Source organism: Bacillus sp. GC_Bacil_1, assembly GCF_026540675.1.
In the GTDB taxonomy this organism is placed as follows: domain Bacteria; phylum Bacillota; class Bacilli; order Bacillales; family Bacillaceae_G; genus Bacillus_A; species Bacillus_A cereus.
In genome coordinates this window covers 1-5,500 of the sequence record NZ_JALNUG010000042.1, presented here as the reverse complement: position 1 = coordinate 5,500, position 5,500 = coordinate 1, and the positions used below count along the sequence as shown (strand labels likewise).

Genomic DNA, 5,500 nt, shown 5'->3' with positions numbered 1-5,500 from the left:
ACTCGGTCGCTCATTCGCGACTTCCTTATGTTAACATTTCTATTTTGTAATGTCAACTAAGTTTTTCATTTCGTTTGTCGCTTGCGACGTTAATGTCATCGGCGACTTGTTCTATATTACACCTCTAAAGTATAATCGTCAACACCTTTTTATAAAGAAATTCAATTTAATATTTTTATGCTTTTTTAGCTAGATACGTCTCTATAGAATTTCATTATCGGAGAACACCTTCTGCTTCTCTTTAATTTATTTTCCAAAATATATTCGGGTTAATTTGAACTCTAGACTTAACTTGTGTAGACGTTTTTCTCCAACAAAACTAGCAACCTTATTTTAACAAATACTAGTATATAATTAGAGAGTTGTTGTACTATCAATAAAACTCTATTAGAAGCAGGTGAAGATTTGAAAGATATACGTATCCTTATAGCAGACGACGATAAAGAAATCCGAAATTTATTAAAAATATATTTAGAACGAGAATTATACATGGTAGACACTGCAATCAACGGCGAAGAAGCCTTGCATTTATTTAATCAAAATAACTATAACCTCGTTATATTAGATCTTATGATGCCCAAAATAGATGGAATCGAGGTATGTAAAAAACTTAGAGATAAAACTAACGTACCTATATTAATGCTCACCGCTAAAGATCATGAAGTTGATAAAATTTTAGGTTTAAGCATTGGTGCTGATGATTATATTACGAAACCTTTCAGCATTCACGAAGTAATTGCACGAGTAAAAGCTCTTATGCGTCGTTTTTTAGTTCTCGGAAGTAACAATACTACTCAAGAAAAAACGACTTTATCTTTTAAAGGACTAACTATCAATTTAAATACATACACAGTTCATACAAACAAAGAAGAAATTAGCTTAACCGGAAAAGAACTGGAACTATTAAAATTCTTTACTTCAAACCCAGGGCAAGTATTTACAAAAACACAGCTCTTCCGAAATGTGTGGGACGATAATTATATTGAAGATGACAATACCGTTATGGTACATATTCGAAAACTTAGAAAGAAAATAGAAATTGACCCTTCCAATCCAAAATTCATTCAGACTATATGGGGAATTGGTTATAAGTTTGTAGGTGAAAAGCTTGAAGACTGATAAAACCCTCTTCCTTATTTCATTACAACTTATCATTTGTGGGATTTTAAACATACAAATGAACCCAAGAGTAAAAATGTCTTTATTTATTATCCTTATCTTAATTACAATTTATCTCTTCTTTTCAAGAATACAATTCATTCAACATCGCAAAGCAATGGAAACTAAATTAAGTCGTGTACTAAAAGGAAACTTACAAGCGAGATTATTCACAAGCAATGACCATTCATTACATAATATCGTTTTTTCAATAAACGAGCTAATAGCTAAATTAGAGCAAGTTCAGATTGAAGCCAAAAGATCCGAGGAATCCAGAAAACAACTTTTGTCTAGTATCTCCCACGATATACGAACACCACTCACCTCCATTATCGGATATATAGATGCTTTGAAAGACGGAGTTGCTGCTTCTGAAATAGAAAAACAAGAATATCTTAAAATACTCTATATGAAATCAAATAACTTAAAGCACCTAGTTGATGAAATATTCAATATGGCGAAGCTAGACGCTAATGAATTTCCACTAAAAGAAGAAGAACTCGACTTTTCTGAAGTTACTAGAGAAGTTTTGATTGAATTTTTACCTGAGCTCTCAAAACATAACATCGAACTGCAAATTCTTATACCAGAGTCTACTTGTCCTATCATCGCAGATCATCTAAGCATTATGCGGATTATCGGTAATTTAATGAAAAATGCAATTTATTACGGAAAGGATGGGAAAACAATAGGGGTCGAACTGCTAGAAGCTGATGCAGAATACGAACTTCATATTTGGGATCAAGGCCCTGGTATTCCAAAACATGATTTACAAAACATATTTGAGCGAATGTACCGAAGCGAACAATCAAGAAACTCTTCATTTGGTGGTAGCGGTCTCGGACTTTCTATTTCTAAAGCACTCGTTGAAAAAAATGGTGGGCATATATGGGTTGAAAGTACTCCATGGAAACGAACTAATTTTAGCTTTTCTATTCCAAAACACAATACTTTTAAGAAATAGTTAAGAAATGATTAATATGCAGTTAAGCCTTCCTTTTTATGATGTAAGTACGAACTTATAGAAAGCAGGTGTCTCCTATGAATACAATTATAAAAACGACTAACCTTACTAAAGTATATGGCAATCAAAAATCAGTAAATAATTTAAATATTAATGTTCAAAAAGGGGAGATTTATGGCTTCATAGGCCGGAACGGTGCTGGTAAAACAACAACCATTCGTATGCTGCTTAGTCTTATAAAACCTACAAGTGGAACAATTGAAATATTCGGAGAGAACTTATTCCAAAATCAAAAAGATATTTTAAGCAGAATTGGTTCTATAGTTGAAGTTCCAGGATTTTATGAAAACTTAACTGCAAAAGAAAACCTATTAATTAATGCAAAGATAATTGGGGTTCACAAAAAGAATGCTATTGAAGAAGCATTAGAAATAGTAGGCTTGCAGCATGAGACAAAAAAGTTAGTGGGAAAGTATTCTTTAGGAATGAAGCAACGCTTAGGAATTGCACGCGCTCTTCTCCATTATCCTGAGCTACTCATATTAGATGAACCAACTAACGGACTAGACCCTATTGGTATTAAAGAAATGCGAAAACTTATTCATTCCTTAGCTCAAGAAAGAAATATAACAATACTCATTTCTAGTCACATATTAGCCGAGGTAGAACAGTTAGTCGATCGTATCGGAATTATTCATGAAGGAAAGTTACTAGAAGAAGTTTCTCTTGATACGCTGCGCAAAGCAAACCGTAAGTACATAGAGTTTCAAGTGAATAATGACGATAAAGCTGTGATGTTATTAGAAAATCATCTTCAAATTTTTGATTATGAGGTACATGATGAAAGAAATATTCGTATTTACTCTCATTTTGGACAACAAGGATACATAAACAGAACATTCGTTCTCAATGATATTGAAGTATTAAAAATGATGATAAGCGAAGATAGACTAGAAGATTATTTCACCAAACTAGTTGGAGGTGGAACAATTGGTTAATCTACTCTATACAGAACTCTTAAAACTAAAACGCTCTAATATGTTTTTAATTAGCATTATTGGTGCTGGTGTCGCACCTTTCTTAGTTGTAGTAGCCTCTTATATACATATAAAAACAAAACAGCCAACTCCAACTATTTGGTTCCATCAATTATTCACTGACGTTAACTTATATACTACTTTAGTTATAGGATTCCCCTTATATGGAGTAGTGGTTGCTTATTTGCTTACCCGCGAATATGCAGAAGATACACTGAAAAATTTACTAACTATCCCCGTGTCGCGCATTAGCTTTATTATAAGTAAATTCATCATTCTCTTTCTTTGGATTATGATGCTAACTTTAGTCGCTTGGGCACTTACTTTAATATTAGGGCTATTGGGGAACTTCCCTGGTTTTAACATTGCTTTACTTTTAGGTTCTTTCCTAGAATTTTTAATATGTGGTGGACTTCTCTTTCTATTGTCTTCACCTATTGTGCTACTAACTCTTGTAATGAAGAGCTATGTACCGCCCATTATATTAACAGTCATTATTACAATGACTAATCTTATGCTCGTAAACTCCAAGCATAAAGATTTATTTCCGTGGACCGCTACTCTAGATATCGCAAATAACGAATTACAACCGACATATCCACCAGAGTATTCTTATATCATCATCGCAGTAACGACAATTTCCGGGTTTATTGCAACACTATTCTATTTTAAAAAAGTAGACATTCATTAATTTATAGGAGTGAAACTATGAGCGATATCATTATTGCCTTCATACTCGGTATTGTAGAAGGATTAGCTGAATTTTTACCTATATCCTCTACTGGCCATCTTATATTAGTCGGGCATTTATTAGGCTTTGAAGGAGAAAGAGCAAAAACGTTTGAAATTGTTATTCAGCTAGGCGCAATTTTAGCTATTGCAATTTTATATCATAAACGTCTCGTTTCTTTATGTAATATTAAGCCTCTTCTACAGAAAGAAAAAAAATTCAACGCATTCCATGTATTTCTTGGCGTATTTCCAGCAGTGGTTGCTGGTTTGCTACTACATGATATTATTAAAACATACTTATTCCAGCCATACACTGTTGTAATTGGACTTGTAGCAGGGGCAATTCTTATGATCTTTGCAGAAGAAAAAAAGAAAGAGGCAGTAGCCTATTCACTGGACGATTTAACATACAGCCAAGCTTTAACAATCGGATTATTTCAATGCTTAGCAGTATACCCTGGCTTCTCTAGAGCTGGCTCTACTATCTCTGGAGGTCTATTAGCAAAAGTAAATTATAAGACTGCATCTGAATTCTCTTTTCTAATAGCTCTTCCTGTAATGATTGGGGCTACAGGCTTAGACTTACTAAAAAGCTGGAAGTATTTAAGTGTCGATGACATCCCTATGTTTGCGGTAGGATTCATTACCTCTTTTATAGTAGCGATGCTAGCGGTAGTAACTTTTCTAAAGCTTTTAGAGAAAATAGGTTTAAAACCTTTTGCATACTATCGTATTTTGTTGGCTATCTTATTTACGCTTTTCGTATTGCTATAGATTCATATAAGTCACATATTATTAAACTGATATTCAATTTAGAATATCGGTTTTTTTATCTATTTCAACTCTAGTATTACTCACTTCAATATGGCATAGTGATAATAAACTACCATTCATAATCTGAACGTTCTTTAAGTAACTATATCCTTTATCATAAAATACAATTGGAAAATTAAAGATCCCATATATGTACAGAACATATTTACGAACCATATTCACTCCACATAGTATCTTTTTAATTTGCAACATACTAATACAAATTAAAAATGAGTACAAAGGCATAACAAATAAGTAAATTTCCTAGGAATTATAAAGAGACTACATATTAATTAGAGTGAGGTGACGATAAAAATGAATCAATTAGCACAGACATATTGGGATACTTATTGGGGAAATAACAAAAAAACAGAATCTGTTACAGCTTGGCAATTTGGGGATTCCCCTAATTATCTTGCACAGCTAGTAATTGACGGTATTAAAACCGCTACATGCTCCGGTCACATTTTTTATGAATTAGAAAATGAACCGCTACCGACTGCTAATGATTATAGTATTATACTCAATAGTAATGATGAACCTGTAGCTATTATTAAGACAATAGAAGTAACTGTAACACCAATGAATGAAGTAAGCGAAGAATTCGCTATCGCTGAAGGCGAAGGAGATCGTACTTATAATTACTGGAGAGACACCCATGTTCTTTTTTTACAAAGGAACTAAATGAGCTTGGCCTTAATTTCTCTGAAGATATGTTACTCGTCTGTGAGCGTTTTGAACTTGTTGATGTGAACAATAAAGTGAAATTTACCAGCCATTCTTATTTTTATAAAAC

General features: G+C 33.1%; 5 protein-coding genes and 1 pseudogene. All 6 read left to right on the top strand.

Annotated elements, in window-relative coordinates; translation table 11 throughout:
• The first annotated feature begins 405 nt into the window (after window positions 1-405).
• Window positions 406-1,119 carry a response regulator transcription factor gene (locus tag OXT04_RS29365; RefSeq protein WP_000651998.1) on the top strand — a complete coding sequence of 238 codons (714 nt, stop codon included), beginning with the start codon at window positions 406-408 and terminating at the stop codon, window positions 1,117-1,119.
• Window positions 1,109-2,122 (top strand): sensor histidine kinase, encoded by a 1,014-nt coding sequence (locus OXT04_RS29360; protein WP_000845339.1) that lies wholly within the window; start codon window positions 1,109-1,111, stop codon window positions 2,120-2,122. The genes OXT04_RS29365 and OXT04_RS29360 overlap by 11 nt, the downstream gene beginning before the upstream one ends.
• A gap of 68 nt (window positions 2,123-2,190) precedes the next feature.
• Window positions 2,191-3,120 carry an ABC transporter ATP-binding protein gene (locus OXT04_RS29355; RefSeq protein WP_308202233.1) on the top strand — a complete coding sequence of 310 codons (930 nt, stop codon included), beginning with the start codon at window positions 2,191-2,193 and terminating at the stop codon, window positions 3,118-3,120.
• Complete coding sequence (locus OXT04_RS29350) at window positions 3,113-3,850, top strand: ABC transporter permease (RefSeq protein WP_000247715.1); 738 nt, start codon at window positions 3,113-3,115, stop codon at window positions 3,848-3,850. Before OXT04_RS29355 ends, OXT04_RS29350 begins: the two co-directional genes overlap by 8 nt.
• Window positions 3,851-3,867: 17 nt before the next feature.
• A complete protein-coding gene (uppP, locus tag OXT04_RS29345; protein WP_001279959.1) occupies window positions 3,868-4,665 on the top strand; it encodes an undecaprenyl-diphosphate phosphatase UppP in 798 nt (265 codons plus the stop codon).
• Window positions 4,666-5,019: 354 nt separating this feature from the next.
• Window positions 5,020-5,500, top strand: a pseudogene (locus tag OXT04_RS29340) (ASCH domain-containing protein); the annotation flags it as partial.

Bases quoted from the DNA above. Each gene is read 5' to 3' on its own strand.
- uppP (WP_001279959.1), top strand. From the start codon at position 3,868: ATGAGCGATATCATTATTGCCTTCATACTCGGTATTGTAGAAGGATTA.